18 protein-coding genes and 1 tRNA gene are annotated in these 16,171 nt (G+C 62.1%); 11 read left to right on the plus strand and 8 right to left on the minus strand.

The features are described 5' to 3' along the window. Positions 1-13: 13 nt before the first annotated feature. Positions 14-1,690 (minus strand): AMP-binding protein, encoded by a 1,677-nt coding sequence (locus ACNAOT_RS16960; RefSeq protein ID WP_420178670.1) that lies wholly within the window; start codon positions 1,688-1,690, stop codon positions 14-16. Between the two features lie 83 nt (positions 1,691-1,773). On the opposite strand from ACNAOT_RS16960, the gene ACNAOT_RS16965 reads away from it, so the two are divergent. Continuing rightward, positions 1,774-2,052 carry a putative quinol monooxygenase gene (locus ACNAOT_RS16965; protein ID WP_024817673.1) on the plus strand — a complete coding sequence of 93 codons (279 nt, stop codon included), beginning with the start codon at positions 1,774-1,776 and terminating at the stop codon, positions 2,050-2,052. 132 nt (positions 2,053-2,184) lie between these two features. On the opposite strand, the gene ACNAOT_RS16970 is transcribed toward ACNAOT_RS16965, so the two are convergent. Continuing rightward, positions 2,185-2,562: a thioredoxin family protein gene (locus ACNAOT_RS16970; protein ID WP_091469153.1), complete on the minus strand. Its 378-nt coding sequence runs from the start codon at positions 2,560-2,562 to the stop codon at positions 2,185-2,187. A gap of 142 nt (positions 2,563-2,704) precedes the next feature. Between ACNAOT_RS16970 and ACNAOT_RS16975 the strand changes: the two genes are divergently transcribed. Genes ACNAOT_RS16975 through ACNAOT_RS16985 form a run of 3 tightly spaced genes read left to right on the plus strand, consistent with a single transcriptional unit; the run spans position 2,705 to position 5,170 of the window. After that, a complete protein-coding gene (locus tag ACNAOT_RS16975) occupies positions 2,705-3,382 on the plus strand; it encodes a TetR family transcriptional regulator (protein ID WP_420178671.1) in 678 nt (225 codons plus the stop codon). Beyond that, entirely contained in the window at positions 3,379-4,377 is a 999-nt protein-coding gene (locus ACNAOT_RS16980) for an ABC transporter ATP-binding protein (protein ID WP_420178672.1), read from the plus strand. The genes ACNAOT_RS16975 and ACNAOT_RS16980 overlap by 4 nt, the downstream gene beginning before the upstream one ends. Then, positions 4,370-5,170 carry an ABC transporter permease subunit gene (locus tag ACNAOT_RS16985; RefSeq protein WP_420178673.1) on the plus strand — a complete coding sequence of 267 codons (801 nt, stop codon included), beginning with the start codon at positions 4,370-4,372 and terminating at the stop codon, positions 5,168-5,170. The genes ACNAOT_RS16980 and ACNAOT_RS16985 overlap by 8 nt, the downstream gene beginning before the upstream one ends. Here the strand turns inward: ACNAOT_RS16985 and ACNAOT_RS16990 are convergent. Continuing rightward, positions 5,167-5,712, minus strand: coding sequence for an acyl-CoA thioesterase (locus ACNAOT_RS16990; RefSeq protein WP_420178674.1), 546 nt, complete (start codon positions 5,710-5,712; stop codon positions 5,167-5,169). The genes ACNAOT_RS16985 and ACNAOT_RS16990 overlap by 4 nt on opposite strands. Before the next feature lie 175 nt (positions 5,713-5,887). On the opposite strand from ACNAOT_RS16990, the gene ACNAOT_RS16995 reads away from it, so the two are divergent. Further along, the gene (locus tag ACNAOT_RS16995; protein ID WP_054808616.1) at positions 5,888-6,109 is read left to right on the plus strand and encodes a hypothetical protein; all 222 of its coding nucleotides are present in this window, start codon (positions 5,888-5,890) and stop codon (positions 6,107-6,109) included. 37 nt (positions 6,110-6,146) lie between these two features. Beyond that, positions 6,147-6,905, plus strand: coding sequence for a potassium channel family protein (locus tag ACNAOT_RS17000; RefSeq protein ID WP_420178675.1), 759 nt, complete (start codon positions 6,147-6,149; stop codon positions 6,903-6,905). A 400-nt stretch (positions 6,906-7,305) separates the two neighbouring features. On the opposite strand, the gene ACNAOT_RS17005 is transcribed toward ACNAOT_RS17000, so the two are convergent. Both ACNAOT_RS17005 and ACNAOT_RS17010 read right to left on the minus strand, forming a co-directional pair. Further along, positions 7,306-7,387, minus strand: a tRNA-Tyr gene (locus tag ACNAOT_RS17005). A gap of 128 nt (positions 7,388-7,515) precedes the next feature. Beyond that, a complete protein-coding gene (locus ACNAOT_RS17010; protein ID WP_144648679.1) occupies positions 7,516-7,782 on the minus strand; it encodes a hypothetical protein in 267 nt (88 codons plus the stop codon). Positions 7,783-7,964: 182 nt separating this feature from the next. On the opposite strand from ACNAOT_RS17010, the gene ACNAOT_RS17015 reads away from it, so the two are divergent. Continuing rightward, positions 7,965-8,456: a YajQ family cyclic di-GMP-binding protein gene (locus ACNAOT_RS17015; protein WP_017200185.1), complete on the plus strand. Its 492-nt coding sequence runs from the start codon at positions 7,965-7,967 to the stop codon at positions 8,454-8,456. An 81-nt stretch (positions 8,457-8,537) separates the two neighbouring features. On the opposite strand, the gene htpX is transcribed toward ACNAOT_RS17015, so the two are convergent. Together htpX and ACNAOT_RS17025 are read right to left on the minus strand one after the other, a co-directional pair. Further along, on the minus strand, positions 8,538-9,407 hold the full coding sequence (htpX, locus tag ACNAOT_RS17020) for a zinc metalloprotease HtpX (protein ID WP_420178676.1): 870 nt from the start codon (positions 9,405-9,407) through the stop codon (positions 8,538-8,540). A 127-nt stretch (positions 9,408-9,534) separates the two neighbouring features. Further along, on the minus strand, positions 9,535-10,806 hold the full coding sequence (locus ACNAOT_RS17025; RefSeq protein ID WP_420178677.1) for an MFS transporter: 1,272 nt from the start codon (positions 10,804-10,806) through the stop codon (positions 9,535-9,537). Positions 10,807-10,898: 92 nt separating this feature from the next. Here ACNAOT_RS17025 and ACNAOT_RS17030 point away from each other — a divergent pair, with 92 nt between their 5' ends. From ACNAOT_RS17030 to ACNAOT_RS17045, 4 genes are all read left to right on the plus strand, one after another. Continuing rightward, complete coding sequence (locus ACNAOT_RS17030) at positions 10,899-11,693, plus strand: hypothetical protein (protein WP_420178678.1); 795 nt, start codon at positions 10,899-10,901, stop codon at positions 11,691-11,693. Positions 11,694-11,723: 30 nt separating this feature from the next. Then, positions 11,724-12,200: a Fur family transcriptional regulator gene (locus ACNAOT_RS17035; RefSeq protein ID WP_420178679.1), complete on the plus strand. Its 477-nt coding sequence runs from the start codon at positions 11,724-11,726 to the stop codon at positions 12,198-12,200. Between the two features lie 15 nt (positions 12,201-12,215). Next, the gene (locus ACNAOT_RS17040; RefSeq protein ID WP_309074041.1) at positions 12,216-13,697 is read left to right on the plus strand and encodes a catalase; all 1,482 of its coding nucleotides are present in this window, start codon (positions 12,216-12,218) and stop codon (positions 13,695-13,697) included. Positions 13,698-13,829: 132 nt separating this feature from the next. After that, positions 13,830-14,465 carry a DUF2461 domain-containing protein gene (locus ACNAOT_RS17045; RefSeq protein WP_364306813.1) on the plus strand — a complete coding sequence of 212 codons (636 nt, stop codon included), beginning with the start codon at positions 13,830-13,832 and terminating at the stop codon, positions 14,463-14,465. A gap of 84 nt (positions 14,466-14,549) precedes the next feature. On the opposite strand, the gene ACNAOT_RS17050 is transcribed toward ACNAOT_RS17045, so the two are convergent. Then, a complete protein-coding gene (locus ACNAOT_RS17050) occupies positions 14,550-16,103 on the minus strand; it encodes an amino acid permease (RefSeq protein WP_178997344.1) in 1,554 nt (517 codons plus the stop codon). Positions 16,104-16,171 lie beyond the last annotated feature (68 nt).

Below are 16,171 nucleotides of genomic sequence, written 5' to 3' on the forward strand. Positions count from 1 at the left end.
CGGCCTGTTTCAGCTACAGGTGCAGCCGGGACACCGCCTCCTGGCGCATGTCCACCTTCCGCACCTTTCCGGACACTGTCATGGGGAAGGACTCACGGACGTCGATGTAACGCGGGATTTTGTAGTGGGCCAGCTTTCCGCGACAGTAATCGGCCAGGTCCCCGGCAGTCAGCGTCTCAGTACCGGGCTTGAGGATGATGCACGCCATCAGCTCTTCTCCATACTTCTCGTCGGGAACACCGATCACCTGTACATCCTGGATGGACGGGTGGAGATACAGGAATTCCTCGATCTCGCGTGGGTAGATGTTCTCTCCACCGCGGATCACCATGTCCTTGATCCGGCCCTCAATCACCACATAACCTTCCTCATCCATGCGGGCGAGGTCGCCGGTGTGCATCCACCCCTCAGCGTCGATTGCCTCCGCCGTTTTGTCCGGTTGGCCCCAGTAGCCCTGCATCACCGAGTAACCCCGCGTGCACAGCTCACCGATGACGCCGCGCTCCACCACTTCACCCGATCCTGGATCGACAATGCGGCTCTCAAGGTGCGGCATTGTCCTGCCCACCGTGCTGGTCCGCTGCTCCAGGGTGTCCCCCGCACGGGTCATGGTGGACACCGGCGAGGTCTCGGTCATGCCGTAGCAAATGGCGACGTCAACCATGTGCATCTCATCGATGACCCGGCGCATTACCTCCATGGGACATAAGGAACCGGCCATGACTCCGGTACGCAGCGTGGAGAGATCATAGGAGTTGAAATCTTCCAGTGCGAGCTCGGCAATGAACATGGTGGGCACGCCATACAGGGAAGTCCCGCCGAAGTCCTGAACTGCTTCCAACGCCGCCGACGGGTTGAAACCGCGGCCCGGAATGATGGTCGCCGCCCCAAAGCTCAGCGCATTCAAGTTCCCGATCACCATGCCGAAGCAGTGGTAGAACGGCACGGGGATCACCACACGATCGTGCTCGGTGTAGTTAAGGAGCCGGCCGATCGAGTGCCCGTTGTTGAGGATGTTGTGGTGCGTCAAGGTGGCGCCCTTGGGGAACCCCGTGGTGCCGGAGGTGTATTGCAGGTTGATGGGGTCGTGTGGGTCAAGGTCGGCCATGCGGTCCCGAAGCGCTGAAAGCCCGACGCCGTCTGCCCGGGTCAGGAGTTCACCGTAGGTGAGTTCGTGGTTGGCTTCCGGGACGCCCGCAGTGAGTCCCAATTCCGGCTCTCCCGGGAGGAAGACGATCTCCCGGAGGTCGGGACAGTTACGGGCCGCATCCCTGGCCATGCCCACGTAGTCACTGTGCTTATCCGATGGCGCTGCCACCAGCATTCGCATGCCATTCTGCTTCACCACGAACTCCAGCTCATGGCTCCGGTAGGCCGGGTTGACGTTGACCAGCACCGCACCGATCTTGGCGGTGGCGTACTGAAGAATGGTCCACTCGGCGCAGTTGGGACTCCAAATGCCGATCCGCTCGCCCTTGGCCACGCCCATGGCGAGCAGGGCGCGGGCGAGGCGATCGACGTCGTCGTTCAGCTTTTGGTAGCTCCAGCGGCGGGCGTCACCGCCCGGCACCACAGCCGCTTCGATAAGCGCGTCCCGCAGGGGAAACCGGGCCGCGATGCGCTCAAAATTGGCGCCAATGGTCTCTTCGAGCAGCGGGACGTCAGTGTCTCCGGCAGTGTAGGACAACATGACGGAACGCTACCAAGGGACGGCGCGCAACAGAACCGTAACCGCCTCCAGCAGCGCCGTGTCCTGCCGGTAGGGTTGGAGCCATGAGTGAACCCATTGACCTGCAGGCCACGTTCATCCCCAACGAAGGCGAATTTTTCCGCGTGAAGCTCGCCCTGGAAATCGCGATCGACGAGGTCGTCAACGAGCCTGGCTGCATCCGCTACGAACTGACCGAGGCCACAGAAGAGAAGCTAGTCCTGACTGAGCGATGGGAATCCGAGGAGCTTCTGGAGAAGCATTCCAAGGGCATCGCCGTCCAGGACCTGAACGAGTCCCTCAGCGCACTGCTCGCCGAGCCGGTCAAGCTGGAACGGCTCTAGGCTCTCCCTGCTTCAGTCCGGCGAAATCGCTGCAAGACTGCGAGAAAGCCTTAAACGCATGGAGGTCGCCGGAATTTTCCGGCGACCTCCATGCGTTCCGGCGAGCTCGATGTTTCGAGCCACCGCTTAGTCTTAGTTTTCCTGAGCCTCGGCACGCGCCTTGGCAACGTGGGCGTGGACCTCTTCCATGTCCAGGCCCTTCACGGCCTCGATGACCTGCTCCAACTGCGGACCGTTGAGGGCTCCCGGCTGCGAGAAGACAAGGACCTTTTCGCGGAATGCCATGAGCGTCGGGATGGATGTGATCCCGGCTTCGGCGGCGAGCTGTTGCTCAGCCTCGGTGTCTACCTTCGCAAACACGACGTCAGTGTGCTTTTCTGAAGCTGCCCCGTACGTGGGGGCGAACTGACGGCACGGGGCGCACCAGGCCGCCCAGAAATCCACCAGGACAATGTCGTTGTCCTCGATGGTCGATGCGAACTGTTCTCCAGTGATGTCAACTGTAGCCATGCTTCCACGGTACGCGACCCGGCCCGCTAAGTCCCGTTGAGGCGGGCCCTGTTCGCTTCCCGCGTCACCGGGAATAAAGGGACGAACCACATATCACAGCAACCCCTTGATCCAGATTGAACAGCTGTTTAGTGTATGAAACATGCGTTCAAGCGCAGAAGATCTCACCACCCGGGCGCGCATCCGCGACGCCGCCATCGGCCTCTTCGGCCGTGAAGGATTTGCCCGCGCCACCGTCAGGGCGGTAGCCGCTGCTGCGGGAGTCAGCCCAGGCCTGGTCATCCACCATTTCGGTAGCAAAGACGGGCTCCGCGACGCTTGCGACCAGCACGTCCTGGCCCAAACAGCAACGCAGGGTCGCGAGAAAACCCACCCGGAGTCCACGCGGCAACTCATCCAGGATTACCTCAACCACCCCGACCAATACTCGGACGAGATCGCCTACATCCGTCGTGTCCTCAGCGATGAGTCCGAGGCAGGTGACGCCTTCTTTGATGCCGTGGTCAGGCAGACCCAGGACATCATCCATGCCGGAATCGAAGCCGGCACCATCCGGAAGTTCGACGACGCCCGGTCCACCGCCGTCGTCATCGCCTCGAACAGCCTGTCGATCCTCATGCTGGGCAGGCACCTCTCACGGACGTTGGGGACAGTTGCCCCGGAGCCGCAAGGCATCGGCCCCGACCTTCTCCGGCAACTCACCCTGCCCGCCCTGGAGATTTACACACACGGCTTTTACACCGATTCGCGGTTCCTGGATGCGGCCCGCGACTCCTTGCAGCAAGACAGCACCAGCGCCGGGAGGGAGCATGCACTGTGACCCAGGCAATCGTCGTCGAGGGTTTGCGCAAGAGATTCGGAGCCCGGGAAGTCCTCCATGGGCTCGACTTCGCAGTGGAACGCGGGACGGTGTTCGGCGTCATCGGGCCGAACGGAGCGGGCAAGACCACCACCATGCGCTGCCTTCTGGACATCATCAGGCCCAGCGCGGGGTCCATCTCGGTGCTGGGCCAGGACCCGCGACAGGCAGGCACTGCCCTTCGCCGCAGGATCGGCTACCTGCCCGGCGAACTGCATTTGGAAAACAGGACCACGGGCCGGCGCATGCTGGAGCACATCGCAGCCATCAGCGGACCCGTTGAGCAACGGCACGTCAACGAACTCGCCGAGCGGCTGAACCTTGACCTCGATCGCCAAACCCGGAAGCTCTCCAAAGGCAACAAACAGAAGCTCGGACTGTTGCAGGCCTTTATGCACAAGCCGGAACTACTGGTCCTCGACGAACCCACCAGCGGCCTGGATCCCTTGGTTCAGCAGGTATTCCATGCGTTGGTTCGCGAAGCCCTGGATGACGGCGCCACGGTATTCCTCAGCTCGCACGTCCTCAGCGAAGTACAGCAGGCCGCCGACGCCGTCGCCATCCTCCGCGACGGCGAAATCGTCACCGTTTCCACCGTGGAGACGCTCAGGACGGCAGCAGTCCGGCAGCTTCGGTTCAGTAGCACCGGAACGGAACCGCACGACGTCGGCGCGCTGCTGGCCAGGGTGCCCGGCGTCGCCAACGTGGCAGTACGGGAGCTCAAGGCCGACGGTCACGCCGCCGGAACAGTTGAGGCTACGGCAACGCTCTCCGGCCACGTCCAGCCCTTGATCCAGGAGTTGTCCAAGTTGAACGTGACGGATCTGGTCCTCGAAGAACCCGATCTGGAAGAAGCCGTATTGACTCTCTACACGGGCCAATCCGTGGGGAATGACCACGCTTCCGGGAAGCTTCATGCTTCGGGACGCCGCGCGGAAGGAGCGCACCGTGCCTAGGGTTCTCCCGTTGTTCACGAAGGCCCTGACTGACTCGTGGCGTTCAACGCTGGCATGGGCACTGGGCTTGTCGGCGGCGTGCATGCTCTACCTGCCGCTGTATCCCTCGATCGGGGGCAGTGCGCAGATGCAGGACCTGATCAACGCGCTTCCCCCCGAAATGACCAAAGCCCTGAACTACGATCAAATCGCTTCAGGCCCCGGCTACACCCAAGCCACCATGTTCGGGCTCATCGGCTTCCTGCTGATGTCCATGGCCTCGGTCGGCTGGGGCGCCGCGGCCGTGGGTGGCGACGAGGAATCCGGATTGCTGGAACTGACGCTCGCCCACAGTGTCACCCGGGTGCAGGTAGTCCTCGAGCGTGCACTGGCCATCGTGGTTCGTGTCGCGCTGCTTTCCGTTCTCGTTTTCCTGCTGGTGCTGGGACTGAACGGGCCCTCGCAACTGAGCATCGACGTCGGACATCTCGCCGGAGCGGTGCTGCTGTTCGCCGCCCTGGCGCTGCTCAGCGGGACAGCTGCGCTTTGCGCCGGAGCGCTGAGCGGCCGGAAAGTGTATGGGATCGCGGCGGGCGCCGCCGTGGCCGTCCTCGGATATGTGTTCAACGCAGTGGGGCGGCAAAGTCCCGACGTCGAATGGTTGCTGAACCTTTCGCCCTATCACTGGGCGTACGGCAACTCCCCTGTGGCAAACGGGGCCGATTGGGGAGCTGCCGCGGGACTGTATGGCATCTCCGCCGCCCTGATCGTGCTCGGGGCGGTGGCACTGCAGCAACGCGACGTGGGGGTTTAGCTCCACACGTGCGGGGCGGGCCGACGCGCCCCGGGAAGTGCATTGTTTTCGCGCCACTCGTGGATCCACTCGGGCAGTTCCAGGTCAGCCGGCGGCGCACCGAACTCGGCAATGATTTCTTCCTGAGAGACAGGCCTGCCCTTATGCACCAGGCGGGTGGCGATGTGTGCCCGTGCGTAGATTTCACCGTCCACCACCATGCGTTGTTCGAAGTAGATGGCTTTGCTGTCCAAGCCAATGATGCGGGTCTCGATGGTGTATTGCTGCCAGAGCTGCAGCGATTTGCGGAAAGCGATGGTCTCACCGGCTGCCACCGGGTTCCAACCCCGCTTGCGCATTCTTGTCCAGATGCCGCTGCGGACCATGAGGTCGAAACGGCCGAGGTCCATGAGCGAGAAATACATACCGTTGTTAACGTGCATCGCGATGTCGATGTCAGTGGGCAGAACCCGCAAAGGCAGCGAGGATTCTTCCCAGACACCCAGGGGCGAACGCTTGGATGACGTGAACAGCAGCATGAGGGTACGAAGAAGCAAGTGCATGGCTCAATGTTACCCGTCGGTAACATCATGGGGAATATGGAGACCACATCGCGGACCCGGCTCATAGCCCAAAGACCGTTTATGTACAACGATTGCACTAACGTTTACCGCCGGTTCATGAAAGACGTGCACAATATCTGAAACTCATATTGATCGAACACATAAGGGGGACCCTTTGAGCACGCTGCAAACCGCCAGGCCGCAAGGCGACGTTTGGCCGGAACTCTCCCGCCACCAGAACGTGGTCCTCCAGGATGCCCGCGGCAACCGCATCGAGGGAACCATCGATGGCATGACCAATGATCGCAGCACGCTGTGGATCCAACTGAAGGGCGGCCTGGGCCGCCAACTGATTCACCACTTGGACGGCTACTGGCTGGAGACACCGGCCGCCTGAAGCTGTTGAGTACTTCCGCGGTGGCTAGTATTCCCGTATGACTCAAGCGCGATACAGGGACCTCGTTGAATGGCCCCTCATGGCCACGGCACTGATTTTTCTCACGGCTTACGCGTGGCAGGTCATCGGTCGCGTCACCGGAGCCGAGGCAATACCTTTCGAGGTTGTTCTCTGGATCACTTGGGGAATTTTCGCCTTGGACTACTTCGTCAATCTCTGGCTTGCCGAAGACCGGATGGGCTGGTTCCTGTGGAATCTGCACGAACTCCTGATCGTGGTACTCCCGTTCTTCCGGCCACTCCGGTTGCTGCGGCTGGTCACGTTGCTCTCCGTCCTGCAACGCACCGTAGGTGAAACCCTGCGCGGACGCGTCGCCACGTACGTAGCAGGAGCAGCCGCGATGCTCATCCTCATCGGAGCACTGGCCGTGCTGGATGTCGAACAGAACGCACCCGACGCCAAGATCGTCACCTTCGGCGACGCCGCGTGGTGGGCCATCACCACCATCACCACTGTGGGCTACGGCGACCTCTACCCGGTAACCCCCATCGGCAGGATCGTCGCTGCGGCCCTCATGATGAGTGGAATCGCGGTCCTTGGTATCGTGACAGCCTCCATTGCTTCCTGGCTGCTTCAACGAATCGAGGAGAACGCCGAGGGCGTAGCAGCGGCTGCGGAAGTCAAGGCCGCCGCAGCCGAGGAACCCGTCCGCGCCGAGATGGCCGACCTGGTGACGGAGATCGCGGCCCTGCGGATGGAGATCGCGGAGCTCCGGCAAGCGACGGAGCGCCACTGACGGACCCCGGGGTTCTTCGGATACCCCGCCGGTCAACGCACTGTCAGGCGGACAACCCCGGGATTGGGCGGGCCGTGCTTTCATCACCAACTTTGAACACTAATGTCACGTGACGCGCCGTGGCTTGCGGTGTGTCACCCGGGTTGCAGGTCCAAAGTGGGTGGTAGCCGCACACCCCTGCGTTCGTCCTGACCCGCTGGCGCCACCCACATTCGCCAAGGACCCGGATCCCGACTAGCGCCACCCACACTCCCCAGGGACCCGGATCCCCGCTGGCGACACGCGGAATCGAGTGTCGCCGCCACATTTGCGCGGCACGAACGGATATGAGTGTCCTCAGGCGGCGCGAGGGCACACGAAAAAATCCCCGGAACCAGTGGTTCCGGGGATTCTCCTTGGGTGGCAGATGAGGGATTCGAACCCCCGTAGGCGTTGCCAGCTGATTTACAGTCAGCCCCCTTTGGCCGCTCGGGTAATCTGCCGAACTTCAAAAGAAGATCACTTCCGGAGACCGTTTCTTTTAGATCCGGTAACCGAAGGCAGAGACAACCTTACAGAACTTTCTGCGAAGAATCTAATCGGCCGCAGACACCCGGGAATTCGCGCTATTTCAGGCTTCCCCGAGGATCCGGCCGGCCAGTTTCGCTTCGAACTTTTCGGCTTGCTCGGCGGTGATCTGGTTGAGCTGCACTGCGCGCAACAAGTCCGCGTGCACTCCGTCCATCCGGGACGTAGCGTCGGGCACCGGGCTCAGGACAATCGATGCCGCCACGGCCGCGGCGGCTACGGCACTGGCTGCGGCGACCGCGGCTGTGCCAATGGAGCCTGCTGCTGCGGATGCAGATTTGCTGATGGACTGGACGGCCTTGCTGCTCATGCTGATCCTCCGTGGATGCGTTCTTCCAACTGGTACAACTCTCAACCAGCAGCCTCTGTTCCAACCCTGCATGTGCTGTGAGCGAACTGTGAAAGAAGTCCACGGCCCTAACCCACGGCTTCCGTACTAGGCTGGATGCCAGACCAACCCGCCCTCACAGGGCCCCCAACCTAAGGAGAGTCATGGCAGGCGAATCCACATTCGACGTCGTAAGCAAGGTAGACAAGCAAGAGGTCGCCAACGCGCTCAACCAGTCCCAGAAGGAAATCGCGCAGCGATACGACTTCAAGGGCGTCGGCGCTGAGATTGATTTCAGTGGCGAAAAGATCCTCATGAAGGCCAATTCCGAGGACCGCGTCCTGGCTGTCCTGGACGTCTTCCAGTCCAAGCTCATCAAGCGCGGCATTTCCCTGAAGTCCCTGGACCAGGGCGAGCCTTTCCCCTCCGGCAAGGAATTCCGCCTGGAGTGCACCATCAAGGAAGGCATTGCCCAGGACATCGCCAAGAAGATCAACAAGATCATCCGCGACGAAGCCCCGAAGTCCGTCAAGTCCCAGATCCAGGGCGACGAACTCCGTGTCACCTCCAAGTCCCGTGATGACTTGCAGGAGACCATGAACATCCTCAAGAAATTCGAAGAGGCCGACCTGCAGTTCGTGAACTTCCGCAGCTAGCTTCCGCTGACACGTCGATGGCCCGCTGTCCCGTTGTTGGCCAACAACGGAACAGCGGGCCAGCGACGTGTTTGGCGGGATTCAGGAAAGCGGGCGCCCGGCCATCCGTTCCAGTCGGCTGATCCGTTCCTTCATGGGCGGGTGCGTGGAGAACATGCGCCGCATGCCGCCGCCACGGAACGGGTTGGCGATCATGAGGTGTGAGGCATTGACCAGCCGCTGGTCCTGCGGGAGCGGCAACTGGGTGACACCGGATTCGATCTTGCGCAGGGCTGAGGCGAGCGCCAGTGGATCGCCGGTCAGCTCCGCACCGTCCTCATCGGCGTCGAACTCACGTGTACGGGAGATAGCCATCTGAATCAGTGACGCCGCGAAAGGCGCGAGCAGGGCCATCGCGATAGTAGCCAGCGGGTTGGCGTTGCGCCGGTCCCCACTACCAAAGATCAGCAGCATCTGACCCGCTGAAGTGATGACGCCGGCCACGGCAGCAGCAACCGATGAGGTAAGGATGTCGCGGTTGTACACGTGCATCAGCTCATGCCCCAGTACTCCCCTGAGTTCGCGGGCGTCGAGCAGGTGGAGTATCCCCTCGGTGCAGCACACGGCAGCGTTCTTGGGATTGCGTCCGGTGGCGAAGGCGTTGGGCGTCATGGTGGGCGAGAGGTAGATCCGCGGCATGGGTTTGTTGGCACGCACGGACAGCTCTCGAACAATCTGGTACAGCTGCGGTGCCTGTGCCTCGGTGACGGGGTAGGCGGCCATGGAACGGATAGCGATCTTGTCGCTGTTCCAGTAACCATAGGCCGTGGTGGCCACACCGATCAGTGCCATGATCCAGATGGGCGTGGTGCTGCGCGTCCCTGCCGCGATGATGGCGCCCAAACCCAACAACACCGCCCACAGCACACCGAAGAGCGCCGCGGTCTTGAGTCCATTGTTGTGTTTATGCACGGTTGTTCTTGTCGCTTTCGTTGTCGCAAGGTTTCTGTTCGGATTAACGCCGACGCCGCCCCTCGTGTTCCGTTGTCAGCCTACGTGGGCGCACGGGTGGCCTGCCGTGTGGGCGCACGGCTCAGCGTCAGGGCACGGGGTGTTTGGCGTCGTACGCGACGAATCCGGGCTGCATGCGCGAAGCGAACCATGCAACAAGGATGCAGAGTAGCCCGCCCAGCAGCAACACTCCGCCTTCGCTCAGGAACTGGGTGACACCGCCAGCCAGCATGTCCCCTACCCGGGGCCCTCCGGCCACCACCACGATGAACACGCCCTGGAGTCGCCCCCGCAAGTGGTCCGGTGTGGCTGCTTGCAGGATGGTGGTGCGGAAAACGGCGCTGACGGAGTCCGAGATTCCGGCAAGGGCGCAACAGAATGCTGCCGGGATCAGCCACGGCGTGACACCGTCGCGGCCGGCATCCCCTGCCAGCAGCACCACCAAACCGAAGCCGGCAATGGAGGCGCCCCAACCAATCACGGACCACACCACGGCACTGCCCTGCTTGCGGACCCGCCCCAAGGGCCCCGAAAACAGGCCGGCCAGGAATGCGCCCACGGCCGTTGACGCGAGCAGCACTCCAACAGTGGTCTCGCCCCCGCCGATCATTACTGCACCGATGGCCGGCATCAGCGCGCGGGGCTGGGCGCAGATCATGGCGATGAGGTCGATGATGAAGGTCATGCGGACGTTGGGCCGTGTCCCGAGGAACCTAAAGCCTTCCACCACGGAGCGAAGCCCTGGTCGCACGGCATCCTTGGACGGCGGAAGGGGCGGGAGTTTGAAGAGCCCCCACAGTGCGAAAGTGAAGCTGATGACGTCGATGGTATAGGTCCAGCCAAAGCCGATGGTGGCCACGAGCACGCCCGCCAGGAGTGGTCCAGCGGTCATGGACAAGCCGAACGTCAGCATGCTCAGGGCATTGGCAGCGGGAAGGAGGTCCTTGCGGACCAGGAGCGGGATGATGGCGCTCCGGGCGGGGCCGTTGATGCCTTGGGCACCACTTTGGATGGCCACCAGCGCGTAAAGGAGCCAGATGTTGCCGATCTCCAGCCACGCCTGCAAGGCCAATCCGGCCGTCGTTACCCAGAGGACAAGGGAGGCAATGAGGGCTACTTTGCGGCGATCGTAGGCGTCCGAAACGGAACCCCCGTAGAGCCCGGCGATCACCAACGGAACCAGCGCAAAGATTCCCAGGAGGCCCACATAGAAACTCTCCTGCGTGAGCCGATAGACCTCCAGGCTGACAGCCACCAAGGTCAACTGGGTTCCGATGGCAGCTACTGAAGCCCCCAGCCAGAGCCGCCGAAAAGCGGGACTCTCCTTCAGGGGAGTGATGTCTGCCAGTAGTTTCGCCACCGTCCCACCTTAACGAGCATTGCAGCAACCGCCCGCAACTCTCCCTGGCTGCGGGAGGTGCTTGGTAGGCTCACCCCGGGGAGGGAGTTGACATGGGCTTGGAGCGACGTTTGCTGTACCGTTCGGGGTTTTGGGAAATCGCCCGGCCGCGCCATCCGCTCACGGCCGGGCACATCTTGATCAGGCTGTCCGATCCGTCCACCGAATTCGCGCAGGCTTCAGCGTCCGATTGGCTCTTCTGCCACAACCTGGTACGCGCCGCACTCCAGGACGTACTGGGGGCAACACGCTTCTCCGTGATGTTCGCCCACCGCTGGCACCCGCTCGGTTCCGCCATAGGCGAGCCCGTGGCCGAGTCTTCAACCCCCACGTTCCACCTGTTCGGGCGATGGGACGGAGAAACCACGACGCCGGGCGCTCAGCTTTCGTTGCCGGCCCACCGTCGTGTCGGGGAGCCCGAGCACACCTTGGAAGCCACCGACACGGCGGTCCGTGAGGCGCTGCGGCTGAGCCGACCTGAGACCTCCGTAAGTTCCGAAACCGGGGCGGGCGCCGCCGTCGAGCGCTCTTCTGAAGTCGTGCCCGTTTCTGACGCTGGTCCGCTGGTGCGGACCATGGAAACGGGGCCCCGCCATACGGTGATCGAACCTGTCCGGGCTGTGGCGAACGTTCGTGACATCCTGCCGGCGGAACTGCTGGCCATGGCGGGGGCCTTGGCCGCTCTTCCCCTCACCGGAGGTCTCAGTGGTTTCAGTTGCCTGGCATTGGAATCAGAGACAGCGGGCGCGCCTCTACGGGTGCATGCGCTGGGTCGATCCGCAGCTGAGGACGCGAATCCCATGGAGGATCTGTTCCGTTCACCAGAAGTTAGCCTTGCCTTATTGTGAACTGATCAAAATAAGTGTTTCAATGAATGCATGACAGATCACACAGTCGAGCAAGCAGAATGGGCCGCCGCCCTGCATGCCCACGGCCGGCGTGTGACCAAACAGCGGCTGGCCGTGCTTGCCGCAGTCCAGCACCATCCGCATTCTCCGGCAGAAGGCATTCTTGCCGCTGCCCGCAAAGAGCTTCCTGAACTGACGGCGCAGTCCGTTTACGTAGTGCTCAGCGACCTCACGGACCTGCAGATGCTGCGCCGCTTCGAACCCCCACACTCCCCGGCGCTGTACGAAACGCGGGTGGGTGACAACCACCATCACGCCGTGTGTATCAGTTGCGGCAAGGTGGAGGACGTGGATTGCGCCGTGGGACACGCACCGTGCCTCACCCCGCACTGGGATGAAAATTCCAAGCCCATGACCATCCAGATCGCAGACGTCCTTTACCAAGGCATCTGCCAGGACTGCCAGTCCAAACAACAGCTTCCCGTAACTTCCGTAACTCAGAAATAAAGAAAAAGGAGAACAATGACTGCCATTTCAACAACCCAGTCAGGTGCCCCCGTTACCTCCGACGCGCACTCGAAGTCCGTCGGCGCCGACGGTGCCATCATCCTCACCGACCACTACCTGGTGGAAAAGCTCGCTCAGTTCAACCGCGAGCGGGTCCCGGAGCGTGTAGTGCACGCCAAGGGTGGCGGCGCATTCGGTACGTTCAAGACCACCTCGGACGTTTCGGCTTACACCAAGGCAGCCTTCCTGCAGCCGGGCGTTGAGACGGACATGCTGATCCGCTTCTCCTCCGTTGCAGGCGAGAACGGTTCTCCCGACACCTGGCGCGACCCCCGCGGTTTCGCTGTGAAGTTCTACACCTCCGAGGGCAACTACGACCTCGTTGGCAACAACACCCCCGTCTTCTTCATCCGCGACGGCATCAAGTTCCCGGACTTCATCCACTCCCAGAAGCGCCTCCCGGGCAGCCACCTGCGCGACGCTGACATGCAGTGGGACTTCTGGACCCTCTCCCCCGAGTCCGCACACCAGGTCACCTGGCTCATGGGCGACCGCGGCCTCCCGGCTTCCTGGCGTGAAATGCAGGGCTACGGCTCGCACACCTACCAGTGGATCAACGCCGCCGGCGAGCGTTTCTGGGTCAAGTACCACTTCAAGTCCAACCAGGGCGTCAAGACCATCACGGGCGACCAGGCTGAACAGCTTGCCGGTTCGGATGCAGACTTCTACATCCGCGACCTCCAGGAGAACATTGCCGATGGCAACTTCCCCTCCTGGGAACTGCACGTCCAGGTCATGCCGTACGAGGACGCCAAGACGTACCGCTTCAACCCGTTCGACCTCACCAAGGTTTGGCCGCACTCCGACTACCCGCTGATCCACGTGGGCACCATGGAGCTGAACAAGAACCCGGAGAACTACTTCGCGCAGATCGAGCAGGCCACCTTCGCGCCGTCGAACTTCGTACCGGGCATCGCCGCTTCCCCGGACAAGATGCTGCAGGCCCGCATCTTCTCCTACGCAGACGCACACCGCTACCGCGTGGGCACCAACCACGCACAGATCCCGGTGAACCAGCCCAAGAACCAGGTCAACAACTACAGCCAGGACGGCCAGGGTCGTTTCCTGTTCAACTCCCCCTCCACCCCGGTATACGCACCGAACTCGGTGGGTGGCCCGGCTGCTGTTGAGCCGACTTCACCTGCCGGTGGCTGGGAGAACGACGGTGAGCTCACCCTCTCCGCCCACACCCTGCACGCTGAGGACGACGACTTCGGCCAGGCCGGCACCTTGTACCGCGAGGTCTACGATGACGCTGCCAAGGCCCGCCTCCTGGACACCATCACCGGTGCCGTCGGCGGCGTGAAGCACGCCGACATCAAGGAACGCGCCATCCAGTACTGGACCAACGTTGATTCCGAGCTCGGCGCCAAGCTCCGCGCCAACCTCGGTGCAGGCCAGACCGAGTCCGACGCCGAAGCAGCCAACAAGCTCTAAGCGTCGCCGTTCTACTGCATTTCAAGGAACACCCCGTTGCGGATCTTCTCCGCGGCGGGGTGTTCCTTTTGTTTTCCACATAGCATTCGTTGGCTATGGCTGGGCCGGCATCAGCGTCCCTAGGATCCTTCTATGAGCACATTCGAAGGCATCCCTACTGCCGCATTCCGTTTCTACGCCGAGCTTGAAGAGAACAACAACCGCGAGTGGTGGCTGGAGCATAAAACAACGTACGACGCCGAGGTGAAGGGACCGCTGACAGCCCTCCTTTCGGAGCTGGAGCCGAAGTTCGGGCCGGCAAAGATCTTCCGGCCCAACCGGGACATCAGGTTCTCCCAGGACAAGTCACCGTACAAGACAGCGCAAGGCGCCTTCGCTGCCAGCCAGGAAGGCGTCGGCTTCTATCTTCAGATCAGTGCCGACGGTCTGCTGATCGGCGGCGGCTACCACTCCCACACGCCTGCCCAACTGGCACGTTTCCGGGCCGCAGTGGACGCTCCTGATAGTGGATTGGAGCTGCAGGGAATTGTCGATGCGGTGGCAGCGGCAGGCTTCGCCATTGAGGGTGAGACCCTCAAGACCGTTCCACGGGGTTTCGACAAAGACCATCCACGCGCAGAGCTGCTCAAACACAAGTCCTTGTCCGCCAGCGTTGAGGTGGGTCAGCCGGAGTGGTTGTCCACTCCCACAGCCCGGGACGAGATCGCCGGCCGTTGGGAAGTGCTGAGGCCGCTGGTGGAGTGGGTCGGTGAGCATGCTGCGCCGTAACGCGGGAACGCCCGGAAACCGATGGTCTCCGGGCGTCCCGTACTTCCATATCGCTCACCTGTCCGACAAGCTGCTCACATTGGTCTAAACCTTGGTGTAGCTGTCCTCGTCCTCGTCGCCCTTGGTCTGGCGGCTTTCGGCGGCACCATTGACGGAGGCCTTGGCTGCGGCGAATTTCTCATTCAACCGCGAGTGGCGCTGGCCGTAGGCGAAGTAGATGGCCATGCCGATGACCAGCCAGATCGCGAAGAAGATCCAGGTTTCCACGGCCAGGTTGGTCATGAGGTAGAAGCAGAGGACTGCGGAGACCCACGGCAGAACCTTCCCGAACGGGACCCGGAAGGCCGGCTTGAGGTCAGGCCGCTTCTTGCGCAATACCAGGATGCCCAGGCTGACCATCACAAACGCGGACAGCGTTCCGATGTTGATCATTTCCTCGAGCAGGTCCACCTTGGTTACGCCTGCTACCAGGGCCACGGCCGCACCACAAATGATCTGCAACCGGGCCGGCGTCGAGCGCTTTTCGCTCGTCTTGGACAGCGAGCGGGGCAGGAGGCCGTCGCGGCTCATGGCCAGGACCACGCGGGACAGGCCCATGAGCAGCACCATGATCACCGTGGTCAGGCCCACCAGGGAACCGAACGCGATGATCTTGGCAGCGTCGGTGTTGCCCACGGCCTCGAAAGCCGTGGTCAGGGTGGGGTTCTTCACCTCGGCCAACTGCGTGTAGGACACCATGCCGGTCAGTGCGAGGGACACCAGGATGTAGAGCAGCGTAACCACTGCAAGGCCACCGAAGATACCGCGGGGAAGGGTCTTCTGCGGGTTCTTGACCTCTTCTGCGGAGGTTGCCACCACGTCAAAGCCGATGAAGGCGAAGAACACCAAAGCTGCGCCGGCAAAGACGCCGAGTGTTCCGTACTGGGCCGGAGCAGCGCCGGTGAGGAAGCCGAAGAAGGACTGCTTCATGACGTCGGCGGCGCCGGAGTCGGTGGGCTCGGAGGCAGGAATGAAGGGGGTGTAGTTGGAGAACTTCACGTAGCTGAAGCCAACAACGATCACGAACAGCACCACGGCGATCTTGATCAGCGTGAAGACGTTGCCAACGCGGGCGGACAGCTTTGTCCCCAGCACCAGCAGGACGGTGAAGATCGCGACGATGAGGAAGGCTCCCCAGTAGAGATCAACACCAGCCACCTGGATTGACGGCGGCATTTCCACGCCCATCAGGCCGAAGACCGTACTGAGGTAAATGCCCCAATACTTTGCGATCACGGCTGCGGCGGTGAAGAGTTCAAGGATGAGGTTCCAGCCGATGATCCACGCGAGGACCTCGCCCATGGTGGCGTACGTGAACACGTAGGCGGAGCCTGCCACGGGGATCGCTGTGGCGAACTCCGCGTAGCACATGATGGCCAAAGCACACGTGACAGCGGCGATGGCGAAGGAGATGGTAACGGCAGGGCCGGCAAAGTTCGCGGCAGCCTTGGCGCCCACTGAGAAGATCCCGGCGCCGACAGCAACGGCGACGCCCATGATCATGAGGTCCCAGGTGCTCAGGCTGCGCTTAAGCTTGCGACCGGGTTCGTCGGCATCGGCGATCGACTGCTCGATTGACTTGGTCCTGAAAATGTTCATAAAAATGCCACATTCTGGATGGGAGTGGTATAGGACTCATCAAGAATAGTGTCCGGCCAATGGACGGC

Source organism: Paenarthrobacter sp. TA1.8 (assembly GCF_048595705.1).
Lineage (GTDB): Bacteria > Actinomycetota > Actinomycetes > Actinomycetales > Micrococcaceae > Arthrobacter > Arthrobacter nitroguajacolicus.

Bases quoted from the DNA above. Each gene is read 5' to 3' on its own strand.
- ACNAOT_RS17040 (WP_309074041.1), top strand. From the start codon at position 12,216: ATGACTGCCATTTCAACAACCCAGTCAGGTGCCCCCGTTACCTCCGAC.
- ACNAOT_RS16970 (WP_091469153.1), bottom strand. From the start codon at position 2,562: ATGGCTACAGTTGACATCACTGGAGAACAGTTCGCATCGACCATCGAG.
- ACNAOT_RS16965 (WP_024817673.1), top strand. From the start codon at position 1,774: ATGAGTGAACCCATTGACCTGCAGGCCACGTTCATCCCCAACGAAGGC.
- ACNAOT_RS17050 (WP_178997344.1), bottom strand. From the start codon at position 16,103: ATGAACATTTTCAGGACCAAGTCAATCGAGCAGTCGATCGCCGATGCC.
- ACNAOT_RS17035 (WP_420178679.1), top strand. From the start codon at position 11,724: ATGACAGATCACACAGTCGAGCAAGCAGAATGGGCCGCCGCCCTGCAT.
- ACNAOT_RS16990 (WP_420178674.1), bottom strand. From the start codon at position 5,712: ATGCACTTGCTTCTTCGTACCCTCATGCTGCTGTTCACGTCATCCAAG.
- ACNAOT_RS16960 (WP_420178670.1), bottom strand. From the start codon at position 1,690: ATGTTGTCCTACACTGCCGGAGACACTGACGTCCCGCTGCTCGAAGAG.
- ACNAOT_RS16975 (WP_420178671.1), top strand. From the start codon at position 2,705: ATGCGTTCAAGCGCAGAAGATCTCACCACCCGGGCGCGCATCCGCGAC.
- ACNAOT_RS17045 (WP_364306813.1), top strand. From the start codon at position 13,830: ATGAGCACATTCGAAGGCATCCCTACTGCCGCATTCCGTTTCTACGCC.
- ACNAOT_RS17000 (WP_420178675.1), top strand. From the start codon at position 6,147: ATGACTCAAGCGCGATACAGGGACCTCGTTGAATGGCCCCTCATGGCC.
- ACNAOT_RS17010 (WP_144648679.1), bottom strand. From the start codon at position 7,782: ATGAGCAGCAAGGCCGTCCAGTCCATCAGCAAATCTGCATCCGCAGCA.
- ACNAOT_RS17030 (WP_420178678.1), top strand. From the start codon at position 10,899: ATGGGCTTGGAGCGACGTTTGCTGTACCGTTCGGGGTTTTGGGAAATC.
- ACNAOT_RS17015 (WP_017200185.1), top strand. From the start codon at position 7,965: ATGGCAGGCGAATCCACATTCGACGTCGTAAGCAAGGTAGACAAGCAA.